This is a genomic window from Pigmentiphaga sp. CHJ604 (assembly GCF_036972535.1).
In the GTDB taxonomy this organism is placed as follows: Bacteria; Pseudomonadota; Gammaproteobacteria; order Burkholderiales; family Burkholderiaceae_B; genus Pigmentiphaga; species Pigmentiphaga daeguensis.
The window spans coordinates 3238969-3257390 of the sequence record NZ_CP136998.1 but is presented as its reverse complement, the minus strand read 5'-3'; the positions used below and the strand labels follow the sequence as shown (position 1 = coordinate 3257390).

Annotated in this window: 15 protein-coding genes and 1 tRNA gene; 7 read left to right on the top strand and 9 right to left on the bottom strand. The window is 63.4% G+C overall.

All coding sequences use genetic code 11. The features are described 5' to 3' along the window. Window positions 1-2: 2 nt before the first annotated feature. Window positions 3-1454 carry a PLP-dependent aminotransferase family protein gene (locus R4823_RS15730; protein ID WP_338615375.1) on the bottom strand — a complete coding sequence of 484 codons (1452 nt, stop codon included), beginning with the start codon at window positions 1452-1454 and terminating at the stop codon, window positions 3-5. A gap of 73 nt (window positions 1455-1527) precedes the next feature. Here R4823_RS15730 and R4823_RS15725 point away from each other — a divergent pair, with 73 nt between their 5' ends. The 5 genes from R4823_RS15725 to R4823_RS15705 all read left to right on the top strand — a co-directional run bounded on the left by R4823_RS15725 (window position 1528) and on the right by R4823_RS15705 (window position 5417). Then, on the top strand, window positions 1528-1959 hold the full coding sequence (locus tag R4823_RS15725; protein ID WP_087836937.1) for a GNAT family N-acetyltransferase: 432 nt from the start codon (window positions 1528-1530) through the stop codon (window positions 1957-1959). Between the two features lie 59 nt (window positions 1960-2018). Beyond that, on the top strand, window positions 2019-2450 hold the full coding sequence (locus R4823_RS15720) for a carboxymuconolactone decarboxylase family protein (protein WP_087836938.1): 432 nt from the start codon (window positions 2019-2021) through the stop codon (window positions 2448-2450). 18 nt (window positions 2451-2468) lie between these two features. Next, window positions 2469-3065 carry an NAD(P)H-dependent oxidoreductase gene (locus R4823_RS15715; RefSeq protein WP_338615371.1) on the top strand — a complete coding sequence of 199 codons (597 nt, stop codon included), beginning with the start codon at window positions 2469-2471 and terminating at the stop codon, window positions 3063-3065. A gap of 105 nt (window positions 3066-3170) precedes the next feature. Next, window positions 3171-3246 (top strand) — tRNA-Gly (locus R4823_RS15710). Between the two features lie 227 nt (window positions 3247-3473). Next, complete coding sequence (locus tag R4823_RS15705) at window positions 3474-5417, top strand: integrase arm-type DNA-binding domain-containing protein (protein ID WP_009516244.1); 1944 nt, start codon at window positions 3474-3476, stop codon at window positions 5415-5417. Window positions 5418-5480: 63 nt separating this feature from the next. On the opposite strand, the gene R4823_RS15700 is transcribed toward R4823_RS15705, so the two are convergent. After that, on the bottom strand, window positions 5481-5816 hold the full coding sequence (locus tag R4823_RS15700) for an isochorismatase family protein (protein WP_244889981.1): 336 nt from the start codon (window positions 5814-5816) through the stop codon (window positions 5481-5483). Window positions 5817-6220: 404 nt separating this feature from the next. Between R4823_RS15700 and R4823_RS15695 the strand changes: the two genes are divergently transcribed. After that, a complete protein-coding gene (locus R4823_RS15695; protein WP_009516242.1) occupies window positions 6221-7210 on the top strand; it encodes a helix-turn-helix domain-containing protein in 990 nt (329 codons plus the stop codon). A 24-nt stretch (window positions 7211-7234) separates the two neighbouring features. Here R4823_RS15695 and R4823_RS15690 read toward each other — a convergent pair whose 3' ends face one another. Beyond that, window positions 7235-7870 carry a LysR substrate-binding domain-containing protein gene (locus tag R4823_RS15690; protein WP_035624309.1) on the bottom strand — a complete coding sequence of 212 codons (636 nt, stop codon included), beginning with the start codon at window positions 7868-7870 and terminating at the stop codon, window positions 7235-7237. 119 nt (window positions 7871-7989) lie between these two features. On the opposite strand from R4823_RS15690, the gene R4823_RS15685 reads away from it, so the two are divergent. Continuing rightward, entirely contained in the window at window positions 7990-8283 is a 294-nt protein-coding gene (locus R4823_RS15685) for a helix-turn-helix transcriptional regulator (RefSeq protein ID WP_035624306.1), read from the top strand. 31 nt (window positions 8284-8314) lie between these two features. On the opposite strand, the gene R4823_RS15680 is transcribed toward R4823_RS15685, so the two are convergent. The 6 genes from R4823_RS15680 to R4823_RS15655 form a co-directional block, all read right to left on the bottom strand. Next, entirely contained in the window at window positions 8315-9205 is an 891-nt protein-coding gene (locus R4823_RS15680) for a LysR substrate-binding domain-containing protein (RefSeq protein WP_196995157.1), read from the bottom strand. 208 nt (window positions 9206-9413) lie between these two features. Continuing rightward, window positions 9414-12533, bottom strand: a complete 3120-nt coding sequence (locus tag R4823_RS15675; RefSeq protein ID WP_270175141.1) for an efflux RND transporter permease subunit — start codon at window positions 12531-12533, stop codon at window positions 9414-9416. After that, complete coding sequence (locus tag R4823_RS15670; protein WP_038213818.1) at window positions 12530-14041, bottom strand: efflux RND transporter periplasmic adaptor subunit; 1512 nt, start codon at window positions 14039-14041, stop codon at window positions 12530-12532. Before R4823_RS15670 ends, R4823_RS15675 begins: the two co-directional genes overlap by 4 nt. Window positions 14042-14056: 15 nt before the next feature. Beyond that, complete coding sequence (locus R4823_RS15665; protein ID WP_010791747.1) at window positions 14057-15364, bottom strand: TolC family protein; 1308 nt, start codon at window positions 15362-15364, stop codon at window positions 14057-14059. Window positions 15365-15439: 75 nt separating this feature from the next. Next, complete coding sequence (locus R4823_RS15660; RefSeq protein WP_038213825.1) at window positions 15440-15895, bottom strand: hypothetical protein; 456 nt, start codon at window positions 15893-15895, stop codon at window positions 15440-15442. A gap of 105 nt (window positions 15896-16000) precedes the next feature. Then, a complete protein-coding gene (locus tag R4823_RS15655) occupies window positions 16001-18340 on the bottom strand; it encodes a copper-translocating P-type ATPase (protein WP_294638349.1) in 2340 nt (779 codons plus the stop codon). Window positions 18341-18422 lie beyond the last annotated feature (82 nt).

The window sequence follows — 18422 nt, the reverse complement described above, 5'->3', positions numbered from 1 at the left end:
CCCTAGGTGCGGCCCGGGTTCTCGAGTATCGCCGCCAGCCGCCCGACCGCCGCCGCGGCCTCCCCGGCCGTGGCGAAATTGGCGAACCCCATCAACAAGCCCCCTTGCGGGGACTTGCGCATCCGCCAATCGTTCAGCGCCTGGACGGCAAGCCCCTCGTCCTGGGCGGCCATGGCCAGCTTCCTGTCGCTTTGCCGGGGGAGCAGACGAGCCAGTATATGGATGCCGCCCGCCTGCTGCTGGACGTGCAGGCGGCCTCCCGCCAGCTCCGCCAGCGCATCGGCCAGATAGCCGCGCCTGGCCGCGTACAGGGGGCGCATCTTGCGCAGGTGCCGGGCGAAGTGGCCCTGTTCCATGAAATCGGCCACCATGGCCTGGGGCAGGACCGAACCCGGGTCGGGCAGGTGGTCCACCATGTCCCTGAACTTGTCTGCCTGGGACGCGGGCACGACCAGATAGGCCAGCCGCAGTCCGGGGAACAGCACTTTGCTGAAGGTGCCGGTATAAAGCACCCGCCCGTTGCGGTCCAGGCTCTTGAGCGCCGGCAGGGGCCGGCCGTGGTAGCGGAATTCGCTGTCGTAGTCGTCCTCGATGATCCACGCGCGACGGCGATGGGCCCATTCGAGCAGTTCCAGCCGGCGGGGCAGCGAAAGCGCCACGCCGGTCGGGCTTTGGTGGGTGGGCGTCACTACCGCGAACCGCGCATCGGCGGCGCGTTGCAGGCCGATGCGCACGTCCAGTCCTTCTTCGTCGACGGGCACCGGCGCCAGCCGCATGCCCGCGCGTTCCAGGAATTGCCGGGCGAAGATATATCCGGGGTCCTCGTACCAGCCCAGGTCTCCCGCCTGCAGCAGGGTGCGACGCACCAGTTCCAGCGCGCCCCGGTAGCCCGCCGTCACGAATACCTGCTCGGGCGCACAGGCGATGCCGCGCGAAATGCCCAGATAAGTGGCAATGGCGCGGCGTAGCGGGTCGTAGCCTGCCGGGTCGGGATGGGTCATCGCCACGGTTTCCAGGGTGCGCACGGTGCGCCCGGCCAGGCGCGTCCAGGTCTTGCGGGGAAACGCATCCAGCGCAGGCACGCCGAGCTGGAACGGCAGCATGCGATGGTCCAGGGCGCGCGGACGGGGGGAGGGAGCGTGTGACGGCGCCGACGCCTTGGCCCGGCCCGGATCGACCAGGTTTCCCAGCCGCGGGGAGACGACCGTGCCGGCGGCGCCGCGCGCCACGAAATAGCCTTCGCCGACCAGCATCTGGTAGGCCACTTCGACCGTGCCGCGCGCCAGGCCCAGCTCGCTGGCGAGGCTGCGCACCGACGGTACCCGGTCCCCTGGTTGCAGCCTGCCGCTTGCTATCGCCTCCTGGTAGCGCCGGTACAACTGGAGGTAGATCGGCGCACCCTGTTCCCGGCTCGGCTTGAGGTGCAGCAGGTCCATGTTCGATGTCCCACTCATTTATTCAATTCTTGCACCTATTCCATAGGACATGATTCTCCTAAATTGGTGGCTGTACGACAAGGACATCCCCATGAGCACGTTTCGATTGAGCCTCCTGGAAAGCGACCAGGACTACCAGGCCGGTTTTCCCGTCATGCGCGAACTGCGTCCGCACCTGGCCGATGCCGCCGCCTTCGCCGCGCAGGCGCGGCGCCAGGGCGAGCAGGGATATCGCCTGCTAGCCGCGTGGCAGGGCGGCGAGGTCAAGGGGCTGGCGGGCTATCGCATGCAGGAGAACCTGATCTATGGCCGTTTCCTCTATGTCGACGACCTGGTGGTGACGGCGGATGCCCGGCGCCACGGCGTGGGAGGCCAATTGATCGAGGCCGTGCGCGACGAAGCGCGGCGACAGGCGTGCGCGCATTTCGTGCTCGACACGGGGCTGGGCAACGCGCTGGGGCAGCGGTTCTATTTCCGCCATGGGCTCCTGTCCAAGGGCATGCACTTCTGCCAGCCGCTATAGGTCGCGCCAGGGCGGACGCCGCGCCGTCCTTCTTCCTTTTTCCCTATTGGAGATCTTCCATGAGCACTCTTCGCCTGTCCTATTGGACGCTTTCTCCCGAAGCCTACCAGGGGCTGATTGCCACCAAGAAGGCGCTGGAGAAAAGCAGCCTCGGCAAACCGTTGATCGACCTGGTCTGGCTGCGCATGTCCCAGATCAACGGCTGCGCCTTCTGCCTGGAAATGCACGCGAAAGCACTGCGCGCCGGCGGCATGCCCGAGGCCAGGCTGGATGCCCTGGCCGGCTGGCGCGTGAGCGGCCATTTCACCGAGCGCGAACGCGCGGTGCTAGCCTGGACGGAGTCGCTCACGCACGTGGACCGGACACATGCCCCGGACGAAGACTACGAGCCGCTCAAGCAGCACTTCAGCGACGCCGAGATCGCCGACCTTTGCTTTGCCATCGCCCTGATGAGCGCATTCAACCGGTTGGCGATCGGCATGCGGCAATAGAGGGCGGCAGGGCGGACCATGAAAAAAATACTGCATGTCGATTGCAGCCCGAGATCCGCGTCGCACAGCCGCCGGCTCTCGGCCGCCATCGTCGCTCGCATGCGCGCCAAGCATCCCAATGCGATCGTGGTGCGCCGCGATCTGGGCATGGAGCCACTGCCGCACGCCGAGCCCGGCTACGCGACCGCGCTGTCGTCCCCCGGAGCCATGGCGGCGGGGCTGGCGAATGGCGCGATGCGCCTGTCGGAGCAACTGATCCAGGAAGTGGAGGCGGCCGACATCCTGGTCATCGGCACGCCGATGAACAACTTCACGGTGCCATCGGTGCTCAAGGCGTGGATCGACCAGATCCTGCGCATCGGCCGTACGTTTTCGTCCTCGCGCACGGGAAAGGCGGGCCTGTTGCGAGACCGGCCCGTATTCATCGGCATTGCCTCCGGGGGCGTGTTCACGGGCGAGGGCGCCAACCAGCCGGATTTCCTTACTCCCTACCTGCGGGCCGCGCTCGGTTGCATAGGCTTGACCTCTCTGCATTTCCTGCCGCTGCAGGCGACGGCATTCCTTGACGACGAACGGCTCGCGGCAGCCAGGGAGACGCTGCTGGCGGCGATCTGAAGGGGGGGGCGCCGACGCCGTGTGACAACGAAGAAAAAAATAGTGTATAGTCTCGCTTCTTCGCTATGCGCGCCGGTTTTTGGGCGGCGCGAACGCGGCGAAAATGCGGGAATAGCTCAGTTGGTAGAGCGCAACCTTGCCAAGGTTGAGGTCGCGAGTTCGAGACTCGTTTCCCGCTCCAATTTATGATCTACAGACTTCCACTGACGTCTGTAAGTCATTGAAAAGAGGAGCTTCGGCTCCTTTTTTCATTCCAGCGAAAGCCACGGAAGTCCACTGACAGCCACCATTTTTGAGGCCAAAAACAAGGCCAAAGAATGCGGGTCGTGCCGGTTCCGGGTTGTTGCTGGGGTTGGATCGGGATGACAAGCAGCATCGGGCCTAAGTCCAAGACTTAGGAGCTTGATGATGACACTCTCTGATCTGACCGTGCGGCAAGCCAAGGCCGCCGAGAAAACCTACAGCATCCCCGACACCGATGGCCTCGGCCTGGTGGTCGCCCGCACCGGCGGCAAGTCGTGGCATTTGCGCTATTACTGGCTCGGCAAGCAAAAGCGCATCTCCCTGGGGAACTACCCCGAGATCGGTTTGCGCGAAGCGCGCACCTTGCGCGACGAAGCCCGGGCGCTTCTGGCAAAGGGCGTCAACCCCCATACCGATCGGAAACAGAAGCGACACGCGGTCAAGCTTGCGGCCGACTACACCTTCAAGGCCGTCTTCGATGCGTGGGTCGAGCATCGCCGCAAGGAAATCAAGGAGGGCAGGAACAGCACGCTGTCGCAGATCCTGCGGATCTTCAACAAGGACGTGCTGCCTAGCCTCAAGCAGATGTCGATCTACGACATTCGCCGGCCCCAACTCCTGGGCGTCCTGGCGAGGATCGAGGAGCGCAAGGCGTTCACCACTGCCGAGAAGGTCCGCACCTGGCTGGGGCAGTTGTTCCGCTATGCCCTCGTCATCGTGGAGGGGCTGGAAGCCAATCCGGCCTCCGACCTGGACGTGGTGGCCGAGCCCAAGCCCCCGGTGAACCACAACCCCTACCTGCATCTTCCGGAGCTTCCCGAGTTCCTGCACAAGCTCAGGCTCTACAACCCTCGTGGTTGGCAGACCCAACTCGGCATCCGGCTGCTGTTCCTGACCGGCGTGCGTACCGGCGAGCTGCGGCTGGCGACCCCGGACCAGTTCGATCTCGACCGTGGCCTGTGGATCATCCCGCCGCAGATCGTCAAGCAACTCCAGGACGAGATGCGCAAGGCCGGCAAGCGCCCGCAGGACGTTCCGCCCTACATCGTGCCGTTGTCCGTGCAGGCCATCGAGATCGTGCGCTACCTGTTGGGTGTGATGAGGCCGGCTCAGGTCCATCTGCTCACGCACCGCAGCGAACTCAAGAAGCGCATCAGCGAGAACACCCTCAACGCGGCCTTGAAACGAATGGGCTACAAGGATCAACTGACCGGTCACGGCATCCGCGGAACCATCTCGACGGCGCTCAACGAGATCGGCTATCCCAAGATTTGGGTGGACGCGCAACTTTCGCACTCGGACCCGAACAAGGTGAGTTCGGCCTACAACCACGCCAAGTATGTTGAGCCGCGCCGCCGGATGATGCAGGACTGGGCGGATCGTCTCGATCTGCTCGAACAGGGCCAAGTGGAAGCGGCCAGCGCGCATCTGACGATGCGTATCGACGGGGTGCCGGCGATGGCGGAAACTGAGGACGTGGTGGACGCGGTCCCCATGGTGGCCGAGCCCGCTTCCCCTGGCGTCCCGCCGATGGTGGCCACGCCCATCGTCGTGACCCCGAACAGTGGCGAGATCACGTTCCAGCGGCTGTCGCAGGTGCCGCCACCGCCGACGCATGCTCCGGAGCCGGAAGTCTCCGCAATCCAGCGGGAGCGCGAGGAAATGCTGGCCATGTACGAGTCGCCGAACAATCTGCCGGTGCCGCTGTTCGGCAAGCTGGCCGGAAAGTCCAAGGACCAGATCAACCGGGAGCTGAAAGCCGGCAAGCTACTGTCCATCAGCCTGGGCAATCGGGGGCAGCGGGTTCCCGACTGGCAACTGGTGCCGCTCAAGCACAAGCTGGCTCAGGTGCTCATGAATCAATGTCCGCGGGCGGACTCGTGGGATCTGTATCGCATGCTCACCCGGCCACATCCGGACCTGGGTGATCGTGCCGCCATCGACATCGTGACGCCAAGCAATCTGGGCATGGTCGTCCGGGTCATCGCGGCCACCCACCAGCAGACAGGTGCGTCTGAGGCTGGCTTGCCGCCGAGGCTCATCCCCGAGGACGTCCAGCAGAGCGTTCGTCGGCTGGTGGACAGCGCTGCGATGCTTGAGACGGCGTAATCCGAGGTTCGACGGTACCGTGGCCAGCGGCACCATTCCTGTCGCTGACCACTGCATTTCGCCTTATTGCAACGATGTGCCCGAGCGCACCACGACGGCGTACAGATCGGCAATCGTCGCCAACGCGCCCTCATGCAGCACCTCGGCCGACACATTCACCACGCCCCTTCGGATGGGCCGCGTCGCGCATGCATCGGCCACCACGGTGGGCTGGTTGCCGCGTAGAAACGCACCCTCGGCGGTGAACGTCACGCACATGTGAGTCATTAATCCCATGACGATGACCTGTTTGTTACCGGCCGCCTCAACGCGCTCGCCCAAATCGGTGCCGACGAATGCATTGGGCGCCGTCTTGACGACCACGGGCTCGTTGGACAGCGGCGCGACGGCGGGATGAATCTGCCGATCTTGGCGGCGAGGTCGTAGGGCGAGCCCTCTCCACCATCGTGAACGACATGGATGCTGTTGGTGCCGGCGGCGCGCGCCCGGGTCAACAGTTCAGATGCCGAAGCCAGCGCCGGCTGCCAGCCGGCCAGTTCCATGACGCCGCGCGTGTAGGTGTTCTGGTAGTCCACGAGGATCAAGGTGGCACCGTCTAACGTGGCCGGTGTGGGGTCCAGTCCGTTGAGCTGGCGCAGCGTGGTCGAGGAGTTCATGGTTGTACTTCCTTGAATGGGAAATGGAGGATCCGGCCATCAGAAATGACCGCCTCGTCATGCTAGAAGCGCAGCGGAATGTCGGCAATGTCATCTAACATGTAGATTCAGACATTGCGGTGCGCGGGCACCCACGGAGCTTGCAGCATGGCAAACATCAAGCGCCTCATCGTCATGGTGCTGTTCGAGCACGTCTATCTGCTGGACGTGACCGGTCCGGCCGAGGTGTTCTCACTTCTTCAGCGCGAGATGGACGAGCCGACGGGCTACGAGGTGGTGTTGGCGGCTGCGACGCTTGCGCCCGTCATGACTTCGGCCGGTGTGCGTGTACTGCCCGATACGACATTCGCCGACCTCGCCCCCCGTAGGATCGACACCCTCGTGGTGCCGGGCGCGGTCGAGGTCGATGCGCAGCGACGCGTGCGCGCCGTCGTAGCGCCTTCGGTGGTGGTATCTGTGAGGGCGCTTGCAGGCCATACCCGACGCCTCGCGTCCGTGTGCGTGGGCGCGCATGTCCTGGCTGCGGCAGGCCTGCTCGAAGGCCGTCGTGTCACCACACATTGGTCCACCGCGCAACAACTCGCTGACGAGCACCCGGAGGTCAAGGTGGATGCCGACCCGATCTTCATCCGCGACCGTGATGTCTGGACCGGCGCCGGCCTGACCGCCTGTCTGGACCTGGCGTTGGCTTTGGTCGCCGATGACTTCGGCGAGCGGTTGGCGCTGCGCGTGGCGCGCCAACTGGTGATGTTCCTAAAGCGCCCGAGTGGGCAAAGCCAATTCAGTGCCTCGCTGGAACCGGCGTCCAAGACCCGGCGCATGGATGCGCTGCGCCACTACATCATGCGCTGCATCGGTAAGCCCATGAGCATCGCGGAACTGGCCGAACAGGCACATGTAAGCGATCGGCAACTGACCCGCATCTTCAAGACGGAATTGAACATGACGCCGGCCGCTTACATTGAATCGGTGCGCGTGGAGATGGCGCGCAATCGGTTGGAAACCACCGACGAACCGCTTGAACGGATTGCCACAACCTGCGGCTTCAATACCACTGACGCGCTCAACCGCGCATTCCGCAGGACCCTGGGCACCACGCCGGCCGAGTACCGCAGCCGGTTCAGGACAGTGTGCTGATCGCGCCCGCCTCGCCTGTCACTATCAGATCGTAACTGCAACCTGCAGCGCTCTGCGCTCGAACCGCTCGGTCGCCGGAGTGGCTTGTACGTAGGGCCGCTGGAGGTACGTCACGACCTCGTAGGGGCCGTCGGCGAGCGATCGCATACTGAGTCCCCATCCGTGAGCGCGCTCGATGCGCGATTGCGTAGAGATTCCCACGCCATAGCCTGCGGCGACCTTGAGCGCCAGCATCTCGAAGGAAGCCACGTACTGCGTGCTCTGCTGCCTCACCGCAGGAAGTGAAGACAACCGCTGATCCAGCAAAGGGCAACTCTCTGCCTGCCAGCGGAAGACAGGGTGATCCAGCAAATCGGCGATCGCGAGCTTGGCGTGATCCATCAAAGAGGATCGCAACGGCATAGCAACTGCCATGTGCTCGATCCACAAGGGTTGTGTATGGAGAGCCGAATCGGTCGCTCCTTGAAGCGACATCGCTGCGTCGTAATGGCCATCCTTCAGTCCCGCAAGAATCTCGTCACCTCTGACCTCAAGGAGCGCTATGGTGACCTCTGGCTCTTCGGCGCGTTGGAGCGCAAGCAGGTCCGAAAGCCTCGATGACGTTACGCCTGGCGCTATCGCAAGCCTGAGATGGGGAGGTTGGCTGATGACGGTGGGCATGTGAGCCTATAAAAGCGAAAAAGCAGATCAGGTTCAGCCAACATGAATTAATAGAGTGAAGTTTAACGTCTATAACTTTAACGTGGTTAATTTTTGCGGATTATTCGACGCTTCTGCTGATGCAGAAGCCCACTATTCAGCCAGGTCGTCCCGCTGGCACATCTACGTATGAGTCCGCTCCAGCAATGGCGTTTGGGCAGGCCGTACGCGCAGCGCGTGTCGCTCAAGCAATCGCTCAAGACGAGTTCGCAGCCCTGGCAGGCATTTCGCGCTCGCACATGGGCAAGATCGAGCGTGGCGAGCATGTACCCACGCTCCCCCTCATACTTAAAATTTCCATGGCGCTCAAGATCAGTGCGGCCGAATTGATCGCGGCAACGGAAAGCAATCTTCGCAATCCAACCGAGGCCTGAGATCGAGCGTTCCGAAGGGCAGCACCTTCCCTCAGTCACCCGAGTGTTCGCGCAGGCGCACGATAAATCGCTCCAGCGCCTCCGGCAAGTCGTCGCTATCGGGCCGAAGCAGATAGGTGGTGATCACCGCCGAATCAACGGCCAGGGGACGGACTACGACATCAGGACGCTGGCTGACTGCGATCCTGGCCGCGGTTGTGAAGCCGACACCATAGCCTGCGCCAACCAAGGTGAGCATCATGTCGAGCGAAGACACCTGCTCAGCGACGTTGGGTTCACGTTCCAGCGGCCGCAAGAGCCGGGCCAGTTCACGGCAGTAGCCTTCGCATACCTGTGGGTTGCACAGCACCAGAGGATGGCAGGCGAGTTCGTGCAGGGGAATCTTCTTGTGCGACAACAGCGGGTGCCTAGGAGGCATCGCGACCACCAATGGATCCTGCCAGATTGTTTCGGCCACGATGCCTTCGCCCACATCGGCAGCGTGCGCAAATCCGATGGTGAAGTCGCCTGATCGGAGTCCTCGCACTTGCTCGGCCAAGGGCACTTCGGACAGGCGAATCTCGATCTCCGGCTCTTCCTCGCGACAATGGGCCAGGAACGCCGACAGCCGAGGATCAATCGCGCCGTCGGATACGGCGATGCGCAGGCTCCCTTGTGAGCCCGCTGCTACCGCTTTGACGTTCTCCCGTGCTTGTTCCAATACGGTAAACAATCTGCGAACGTCCTGCAGAAAGGCGACGCCCGCGGAGGTCAGCAGAGTTCCACGTCGATTTCGATCGAAGAGCACCACTCCTAACTCATCCTCAAGTTCCTTGATGGCTCGGGACAGCGGGGGTTGCTCGATATGCAGGCGCTCCGCCGCTCGGGTGAAATGCAACTCTTCTGCTAGGGCTACAAAACAACGAAGGTGTCGCAATTCCATGGATCAGTGCCCCAAGATTGAATGCATGAATTGCTTAACCATTGTTCAGGTCACCCCTGACAGAGTGATGAGCAGATGATTATTTTCTTGTAAAGATCAATGCAATAGGAAGTCCTTGCCAGAGAGAAATGCTCCCGGCTTCTGCGCGGGCGGCTTGATCCCTCGCGTCCAGCAGGGCCTCGTCGTGAGGCCCTGCCGCGTTGCAACGTTAGCGTGGCTTACGCATCAGCAGGTAGGCAGCCGGAATCACGAACAGCGACAGCAACGGTGCGGTCACCATCCCGCCGAGCATCGGGGCTGCTATGCGGCTCATGACTTCAGAGCCCGTGCCGCTGCTCCAAACAATGGGTACCAGGCCCGCCAGGATGACCGCAACGGTCATCGCTTTTGGGCGCACGCGCAGCACCGCCCCTTCCCGGATCGCATCGAGCAGTTCTTCTCGCGTCGGTTCGCGTCCATCGGGGCAACGTTCCGCCAAGGCCTGCTTCAGATAGATGAGCATCACCACGCCGAACTCCGCCGCCACACCTGCCAGCGCGATGAATCCCACGCCGGTGGCGATGGACAGGTTGTAATTCAGCAGGTACAGGAACCAGATGCCCCCCGTGAGCGCGAAGGGCAAAGTCGCCATGATCAAGCCCGCTTCGTCCACACGCGCGAAGGTCAGGTACAACAGAACGAAGATGATCAACAGGGTGGCAGGCACCACAACCTTCAGGCGTGCATTGGCCCGCTCCATGTATTCGAACTGCCCGGAGTAGGTGATGCTCACACCCGGCTCCAGCTTGACCTGCTGCCCGATGGCATCGCGCAGTTCATTGGCCACCGAGGCTAGATCACGGCCGCGCACATCGACATAGACCCAACCGGAGGGCCGTGCGTTCTCGCTCTTGAGCATGGGCGGCCCATCGGTGATCGCGATGCGTGCCACGGTCCCCAACGTAATCTGCTGACCCATCGGCGTGAAGATGGGGAGTTCTGCCAGCCGTTGTGGTGAATCACGCCATTCTCGCGCGTAGCGCAGATTGATCGGAAAGCGGGCAAGCCCCTCGACCGTCTCCGAGACGTTTTCGCCACCCACCGCGCCGGCGATGACCGCCTGGATATCGGCGATGTTCAGGCCGTAGCGACCGGCGGCTACGCGATCGATCTGAACATCCACGTAGCGCCCGCCCGTCAAGCGCTCCGCGAGTGATGACGTCACGCCGGGAATGCCCTTGGCGACCTGCTCGACCTCTGCAGCGATGCGATCGATCACGCCCAGGTCGTTGCCAGTCACCTTCACCCCGATCGGGCTCTTGATGCCGGTAGCCAGCATATCGATGCGATTGCGGATAGGGGGAATCCATATATTGGACAGGCCCGGGATCTTCACGGCACGATCCAGCTCTTCCACGAGCTTCTCGGGCGTCATGCCTGGACGCCATTGTTCCCTGGGCTTGAGCTTCACCGTGGTCTCGAACATCTCCAGGGGCGCCGGATCGGTCGCAGTTTCGGCCCGTCCTGCCTTGCCGAACACCTTGTCCACTTCAGGTACGGTCTTGATCATGCGGTTGCTCAGCTGCAGCAACTCCGTGGCGCGCTGCGCCGAGAGTCCCGGCAGGGCCGAGGGCATGTAGAGCAGGTCCCCTTCGTCCAACCTCGGCAGAAACTCACCGCCGAGCCGCGCCAAGGGCCAGGCCGTGGTCGCCAAGGCCAGCACGGCGATCAGCAGCGTCGCCTTGGGCCGGCGCAGTACCCACTCCAGTGCTGGCCGGTAGGCTGCAATCAGGATGCGGGTAATGGGGTTCTTCTGCTCATCTGGGATACGCCCGCGAATCCAGTAGCCCATGAGTACGGGAATCAGCGTCACCGACAGCCCTGCGGCCGCAGCCATCGCGTAGGTCTTGGTGAATGCCAGCGGGCCGAACAGCCGGCCTTCCTGCGCTTCTAGGGTGAAGACCGGGATGAACGAGAGCGTGATGATGAGCAGCGAGAAGAAGAGCGCAGGACCGACTTCCTCCGCGGCCTGTGTGATCACGTCCCACCGTTCCTTGCCCTGCAGTCGTTGATTCGGGTGCGCGTGCTGCCAAGCCTCCAGCTTCTTGTGGGCGTTCTCGATCATCACCACCGCTGCATCCACCATCGCCCCCACGGCGATGGCAATCCCCCCCAGCGACATGATGTTGGCGTTGATGCCCTGGTAGCGCATGACCAGGAACGCCGTCATCACGCCCAGAGGTAGCGAGATGATGGCCACCAGCGCAGAACGAAGATGCCAAAGGAACAGTGCGCAGACCAGCGCCACCACCAGAAACTCTTCGCCCAGCTTGGTCGTGAGATTGCGAATGGCCCGCTCGATCAGCGCGCTGCGGTCGTAGGTGGTGACGATCTCGACGCCCGGCGGCAGGCTGCCCTGCAGCTCCGCCAGCTTGGCCTTGACGGCAGCGATCGTCTCCTGGGCATTCTTGCCGGAGCGCAGCACCACCACGCCGCCGGCGACCTCGCCTTCTCCGTCGAGTTCCGCAATGCCACGCCGCATCTCCGGGCCTATCTGGAGCATCGCCACATCCCCCAGCCGCACCGGCACACCGCCGCGTGCCGTCAAGGGGATCTCCCGGAACTCGTCCAGGGTCTTGAGGTATCCGCTCGCGCGGACCATGTACTCCGCGCCTGACAATTCCAGGACGGAGCCGCCGGTCTCCTGGTTGGCCGCCATCAGGGCATCGCGGACTTGAGCCTGACTGAGGCCATAGGACGCCAACTTGATCGGGTCGAGCACGACCTGGTACTGCTTGACCATGCCCCCCACCGATGCCACCTCGGCCACGTTGGGCAGGCTCTTGAGTTCGAACTTCAGGAACCAGTCCTGCAACGCACGCAGTTGCGCCAGATCGTTCTTGCCCGTGCGATCCACGAGCGCGTACTGGAAGATCCAGCCGACGCCTGTGGCGTCCGGACCCAGGGCCGGCTTCGCCGTGGCGGGCAATCGGCCCTGGACCTGGTTCAGGTATTCCAGTACCCGTGAGCGGGCCCAGTACAGGTCGGTTCCGTCCTCGAACAAGACATAGACGAACGAGTCGCCAAAGAACGAGAAGCCGCGCACGGTCTTGGCCCCTGGCACCGACAGCATGGTGGTGGCCAACGGGTAGGTGACCTGGTTCTCGACGATCTGCGGCGCCTGTCCTGGGTAGTTGGTGCGAATGATGACCTGCACGTCTGACAAGTCCGGCAGCGCATCCACGGGCGTGCTGCGAACGCCCCACACGCCCCATGCCGTGAGCATGGCGGTGGCCAGCAGCACCAGGAAGCGATTGGCCACCGACCATCGAATCAGCTTGGCGATCATGGCTGCACCTTTTCGATGGCCGTGATCACGTAGTCCTCACCTTGCTTGGAGAAGGTGAATCGCACCTGCTGCCGAACCGAAAGACCCGCGGCGAGCTGCGGGCTGCTCAGCTTGAAGCCCATGGTCATGGCCGGCCATTGGAGGGCTGGCACGGCCTCGTGCGCCAGCGTCAGCTCGGTGGGCGACATCTCCTCGATCACGCCGCGCACCACGAAAGCGTTGGTGGCCGCGGCCGTTGGCGACGAGGTGCCGTGCCCGTTGTGCGGCGATGCAGGCGCGGACGCCGCGGCACCTGCAGGCAGCACGCCCCGCAGGCTGGCTTCCGAATCGATAAGGAACTGCGCCGAGGCCACCACCTGCTGTCCCGCCGCGAGCCCGCCGTTGACCACCAGTTGATCGCCTACCTCCGCGCCCACCTGGACCTCCACGGGATGGAACTTGCCGGGTCCATCGACCACATAGGCCAGTGCGCGCTTGCCGGTGCGGATGACCGCCTCGCTGGGAACAAGCAGCGCGGGCTGTTCGTTGCCTTTGAGCGCGATCTGGCCGGACATGCCGGCCTTCAGGCGCTGGCCGGGATTGGCCATTTCAAGCCGCACTCGCACCGTACGGGTGTCGCGGTTGGCTTCGGGCAGGATGCTCACGATGCGCGCCTGGAGCACTTCACCGGGAAACGCCGCCAGCCGGACCTGCGCCGTTTGGCCGACCTCCAATGGCCCGCTTTGTGCTTCGGGGACGGCCGCTTCGATCCACACCGTGGCCAAGCCATTCACCCGGGCCAAGCTTTCCCCGGCGGAAACCGTCATGCCCTGACGCACCATCAGTTCGGCCACCAAGCCGCCTTGAGGTGTTGTGACCGTGTACAGCCCCTTGGGCTCGCCTGTGCGCTCCACCTGGGCGATCAGGGCTTGCGGCATGCCGAGCAGCAGCAGCCGTTGGCTGGCAGCTGCGGTCAACGGTGCGTCGCCCATCGCGCGAACCGAGAGAAACTCGCGCTGTGCGGCGATCCACTCCGGCAGCAATAGGTCAGCCAGCGGTGCCCCTGCTGCGATCACGTCGCCCGCAGCCCGTGCATAGACACGCTCGACGAAGCCAGCGGTCCGCGCCTGCACGATGCTTACGTCGCGGTCGTTGAGCAGCACGGTGCCCACGACGTTCACATCTGCGCCGATCTTGCCCTGCACGACTTCGGCTATACGCAGGCCCAGGGCTTGCACCGCTTGCGCCGACACGCTCAGGCCCGTGCTGTCCTGAGTGTCTTCATCTGCGTACTTCGGCATCAACTCCATGTCCATGTAGGGCGATTTGCCGGGCTTGTCGAACTTCTGGGTCGGCACCATCGGGTCGTACCAATACAGCACCTTGCGCTCGGTCGGAGCACTTGCAATGGTGGCAGCGGCGGAGCCGCTGAGGTGGCCGGCGCGCCATTGGGCGACGCTCCATCCAACGGCAATACCGGCAGCAATCAGCGTCAAGCCGGCAAGGATGTTTCTCGAAGAGGTGTTCATGGCGAGGGTCTCCACTCAGTCCGCGATCAGGCTGTTCAGTCGGGCGACGAGGCTGTCGCGCTGCGCTCCGAGGTCGATCAGACGCATGCGCGTCTCCAGCACCTGGGCGCGTGCACTGAGCACAGCGCTCAGGTCCCCCTTGGCGGATCGGTAGTTGCTCAATGCAAGTGCCGCTCGGTTCCGTACCAGTTGCAAGCCGGCGGTCTGCAGGCGGTCGATCTGGCTGTTCAACGCTTGGAGTTCGGCGGCGCTGTCGTCCAGCTCCTGCAAATGCCGCCGCGCCACGTCTTCGCGTTCGGCGTCCAGACGTTCCAACTCGTGCCGTTTTGCCTCGATCATGGGCACTTGGCGTCGATCCTTCTGCCAAGGCAGATCGAATGTCACCTGAAATGACACCATGTCGCCCCATCGGCGATCACGCCGGCTATAGGCTATCTCCCAGGCCCAATCGCCGCGGGTCTCTGATTGGGCTTCGCGGGACTCGGCCCGGGCCATGCTTTGCATCGCCGGATAGAGTTCAAGCTCCGCGTGATTCGCCAGTTCTGTGCGCAGTTGCGCGACGGGGCGAGTGAGCGGGCCTGGATCGCCTTGCAGTGCTTCGTCGGCCCTGGAGCCCACCCAGCGCCGCAACGCGGCCCTGGCCTTGGCCCGGTCCCGCTGTAGATCGTCACGGCGGTCCGTGAGTGTCAGCGCCTCCTGTTGCGCGACCAACAGATCGCCAGCCTGGGCGGTGCCGCCGGCGACGCGAGCGGGGAGACTGTCTTGCAGGCGCTGGTTCTCCGCGAGCAGTTCCGTCAGCAGTATCTCCCGTTGCTCCACCGCCTGCGCGGCGATCCACGCCAGGCTGAGTTCCTGGCGGATCTGCAATCGCTGCAAAACCAGCGCCGCGCGTTCTCGATCCACACGCGCCTGCGCGCTGGCGACCTGGGCGTCGCGCTTGGCCCTGTTGGGCACTTCCTGCATGAGCGCCAAGCGCTGCATCGTCATGGATTCGCGCGTCATGCTCCAGCGATCCATGCCGCTGATGGGGTAGTTTTCGATGCCGAGCGAGAGCTTGGGGTCGGGCAGCGAGCCTGCTGCCTTCTGCACGGATTCGGCGACGTTAACCTGCAACTGCTGCGCGCTTATGCGTGGGCTCTGCTGCTCCGCGATAAGGCGTGCCTCAGCAAAATCGAGGGCGTAGGCTACAGGCGAGACAAGCGCACTGCCCGCCAACGCGATGCTGATAGCTTTCAGACGATGCACTCGCATCGAGGCCGGCGTTGTGCCTCGGCCGTACGCCGACGGGCGCCCCTCGGGGGCGCCAAAAAAGGGAGTAAACATGGTTGTCCTCGGAATTGGTGTTCACGAAATCACGTGGTCTGCCGCATCGGTGCGCGGCGAGCACGGATCGGCGTGTCAATTCCGCAGGACTTGGAGCGTGAGGTAGATCGGCGGAAAGCCCGCTCGATGGTCGGGCGGGACATAGGCGACGTGCTGCCCGGCTGCCGCGTGGGATTCGATCACGGCCGGAAGCATGTACGCGAACCAGACCGCCTGGGCAGCGAGACTCTGGACGTCCAAGCCTTGCAATGAAGGCACCGGCTTGCCATCGCCGCTGCAATGTGCTCGGCACAACTGCGGCGCCTCACCGTCCATGGTTCCCGGCATGGCGTGGCAGTCCGGCATACCGGACATGCTGGCGGCATCCTCCATGGCCATGCCTGCCATCTGCATTGATGCGACGTGCGTGTCCGAGTCCAGTTTGGGGCAGGCATACATCGCCAATGCGACCTGCGAAAAGAGCAAGGTCACGACGAGACCGCTGGCAATCCAGCGGCCCCATTGCGTGACGATGCGTCTAAAGCAGATCATGAGGATATGTTAGCCAGGTGATTGTGTTGTGAAATTGATGTCAATCAATCTAAAGACTTGATTTTCGAGTTGTTCGACTTGATAGCGGCTCCAAATCATCCTGGGCTACTTCACGCCGCGCAACCGAAGCGCATTGAAAATCACAGAAGCAGAACTCAGGCTCATCGCCAGCGCCGCGATCAATGGGGAGAGAAGCCAGCCCGTGAACGGATAGAACACGCCAGCCGCGATGGGTACACCGATGCCGTTGTAGACAAAGGCGAACAGCAGGTTCTGCCGCATGTTGCGTACCGTGTCGATGGAGATCTCGCGCGCCGACGCGATGCCGCGCAGGTCGCCCTTGATCAAGGTGATTTGCCCGCTGTTCATCGCCACGTCGGTGCCCGTTCCCATGGCCACGCCCACGTCGGCCTTCGCCAGCGCCGGTGCATCGTTGATACCGTCGCCAGCCATCGCCACCACATGGCCCTCGCGTTGCAGTTTTTCGACCAGGGCCAGCTTGTCAGCGGGTTTGACCTCGCCGTGCACTTCATCGATGCCGAGCTTGGCCCCCACGGCCTTGGCTGTGGTAAGTCCATCTCCAGTCGCCATTACGATGCGCAGACCGCTGGCGTGAAGGGTTCGGATGGCATCGGGCGTACTGACCTTGATGGGGTCGGTCACGGCCAGGATGCCCGCGAACACGCCGTCTACGGCCAAGTGCATGATGCTGGCGCCTTCACCGCGCAACCGTTCTCCGTCGGGACGCAGTGCAGAAACCGCCACTCCTTCCTGCTCCATCAGTGCCGTATTGCCCAATGCCAGGCGCCGTCCCTCCACCGTTCCGCGCACGCCGATGCCGCTGCCCGACTCGAAATCAGAGGGCTTGGCCAGTTGCAAGCCCTTGGCTCGCGCAGCGCTGACGATCGCGTCTGCCAGCGGGTGCTCGCTGCCCTGGTCCAGACTGGCTGCCAGCCTCAGCACTTCATCGGGCGTGAAGCCCGGAGCCGCAATGGCTGTATCGAACGCGGGTCTGCCTTCCGTGAGCGTGCCGGTCTTGTCCACGATCAGGGTGTCCACCTCGCGCATCTTCTCGATCGCGCCAGCATCGCGAAACAGCACGCCCTGCGTCGCGGCGCGGCCGGTGGCGACCATCACCGACATCGGCGTGGCCAAGCCCAACGCGCACGGGCAGGCAATGATCAGCACAGCCACCGCGTTGATCAGCCCGAACACCCAGCTAGGCTCCGGCCCGAACAGACCCCAGACAAAGAACGTGGCGATGGCGACCAGTACGACCACCATGACGAACTTGCCCGCCACCACGTCGGCCATGCGTTGCATGGGGGCCTTGGAGCGCTGGGCAGACGCGACCATCTGGACGATCTGCGACAGCATGGTGGCCGCGCCGACTTTCTCGGACTGCATGATCAGCGCACCGTTGGTGTTGAGGGTAGCTCCGATCAGCTTGTCGCCAACCCGCTTGGTCACAGGTACTGGTTCACCGGTCAGCATGGACTCATCGACCGCGCTGCTGCCTTCGGTGACCGTGCCATCGACCGGAATCTTCTCGCCGGGACGCACGCGCAGCAGATCGCCTACGTGTACGTGGTTGAGAGGCACATCTTCTTCACTGCCGTCCGCATTGATGCGCCGGGCGGTCTTCGGCGCCAACCCCAGCAGGGACTTGATCGCGGCCGATGTTTGGGAGCGGGCTTTCAGCTCGATGATCTGGCCCAGCATGGTCAGCGAAATAATGACCACCGCGGCCTCGAAGTACACGGCGACGCGACCCATCGCCATGAACGATTCGGGAAACACACCCGGGGTCACCGTGGCAACAACGCTGTAGACGAATGCCGCGGCCGTTCCCAGGCCGATCAAGGTCCACATGTTCGGGCTGCGGTGGACGATCGACTGCCAGCCCCGCACGAAGAATGGCCATCCGGTCCAGAGCACGACGGGGAGCGACAGCAACAATTCGACCCAGGTCTGCGTTGCCATGCTGAACAAGCCAAGGCGATGGCCCCACATCGCAAGAATCGTGACGATCACAGTAAGCGGCAGCGTCCACCAGAAGCGCCGCTGAAAATCCTTCAACTCGCTGTTGTCCTCTTCATCCAGCGGAATGATCGGCTCCAGCGTCATTCCGCATTTGGGACAGTTGCCGGGATGATCCTGCTGCACTTCGGGGTGCATGGGGCAGGTGTAGATGGTGCCGGCCGGCACTGCCGCTACCGGCTCGGCAGCGACCTCTGGCGGCGGATGGTCCAGGGCGCCCCCATGTCCATGCAAGTGATGGTGGCCCCCATGTACCTCGTCCTCGGGCACCAGGTTCATCTGGCATTTGGGGCAATGCCCTGGCTGGTCTTGCCGTACCTCCGGGTGCATGGGGCAGGTATAGATAATTCCCGCTGGAACCTGTGCGCCTGCAGTGAGGCCGTGGTGATGCGAGTGATGATTCATATCCATGCCCTTCTTTGAGTTGACTTGATTTTTGACCTTGCCATCATGGAAAGGTCAAGCACATTTCTTGGTGGACGCTTAT

Excerpts from the sequence above, each read along its gene's own strand:
- R4823_RS15730 (WP_338615375.1), bottom strand. The coding sequence starts at position 1,454 with ATGAGTGGGACATCGAACATGGACCTGCTGCACCTCAAGCCGAGCCGG.
- R4823_RS15725 (WP_087836937.1), top strand. The coding sequence starts at position 1,528 with ATGAGCACGTTTCGATTGAGCCTCCTGGAAAGCGACCAGGACTACCAG.
- R4823_RS15720 (WP_087836938.1), top strand. The coding sequence starts at position 2,019 with ATGAGCACTCTTCGCCTGTCCTATTGGACGCTTTCTCCCGAAGCCTAC.
- R4823_RS15715 (WP_338615371.1), top strand. The coding sequence starts at position 2,469 with ATGAAAAAAATACTGCATGTCGATTGCAGCCCGAGATCCGCGTCGCAC.
- R4823_RS15705 (WP_009516244.1), top strand. The coding sequence starts at position 3,474 with ATGACACTCTCTGATCTGACCGTGCGGCAAGCCAAGGCCGCCGAGAAA.
- R4823_RS15695 (WP_009516242.1), top strand. The coding sequence starts at position 6,221 with ATGGCAAACATCAAGCGCCTCATCGTCATGGTGCTGTTCGAGCACGTC.
- R4823_RS15690 (WP_035624309.1), bottom strand. The coding sequence starts at position 7,870 with ATGCCCACCGTCATCAGCCAACCTCCCCATCTCAGGCTTGCGATAGCG.
- R4823_RS15685 (WP_035624306.1), top strand. The coding sequence starts at position 7,990 with ATGCAGAAGCCCACTATTCAGCCAGGTCGTCCCGCTGGCACATCTACG.
- R4823_RS15680 (WP_196995157.1), bottom strand. The coding sequence starts at position 9,205 with ATGGAATTGCGACACCTTCGTTGTTTTGTAGCCCTAGCAGAAGAGTTG.
- R4823_RS15675 (WP_270175141.1), bottom strand. The coding sequence starts at position 12,533 with ATGATCGCCAAGCTGATTCGATGGTCGGTGGCCAATCGCTTCCTGGTG.
- R4823_RS15670 (WP_038213818.1), bottom strand. The coding sequence starts at position 14,041 with ATGAACACCTCTTCGAGAAACATCCTTGCCGGCTTGACGCTGATTGCT.
- R4823_RS15665 (WP_010791747.1), bottom strand. The coding sequence starts at position 15,364 with ATGTTTACTCCCTTTTTTGGCGCCCCCGAGGGGCGCCCGTCGGCGTAC.
- R4823_RS15660 (WP_038213825.1), bottom strand. The coding sequence starts at position 15,895 with ATGATCTGCTTTAGACGCATCGTCACGCAATGGGGCCGCTGGATTGCC.
- R4823_RS15655 (WP_294638349.1), bottom strand. The coding sequence starts at position 18,340 with ATGAATCATCACTCGCATCACCACGGCCTCACTGCAGGCGCACAGGTT.